Consider the following 237-nt stretch of genomic DNA (forward strand, 5'->3'; position numbering starts at 1 on the left):
TCGCGATGCTGATGCTGATGCTGATGCCGATGCCGATGCGGATGCCGATGCGGATGCCGATGCCGATGCGGATGCGGATGCCGATGCGGATGCGGATGCGGACGCCGACGCCGATGCCGATGCGGACGCGGATGCGGATGCCGATGCGGATGCGGATGCTGACGCCGATGCCGATGCGGATGCCGACGCGGATGCGGACGCCGATGCCGATGCCGACGCCGATGCCGATGCGGACGC

At 68.4% G+C, this 237-nt stretch carries 1 protein-coding gene; it reads left to right on the forward strand.

Going from position 1 to position 237, the window contains the following annotated elements; translation table 11 throughout:
* A partial coding sequence (locus tag IBT47_RS27430) for a hypothetical protein (RefSeq protein WP_200564305.1) occupies positions 1-237 on the forward strand: 237 nt, incomplete at both ends.

Origin of the sequence: Erwinia sp. S43 (assembly GCF_016624745.1) — a bacterium.
GTDB lineage: Bacteria > Pseudomonadota > Gammaproteobacteria > Enterobacterales > Enterobacteriaceae > Erwinia > Erwinia coffeiphila.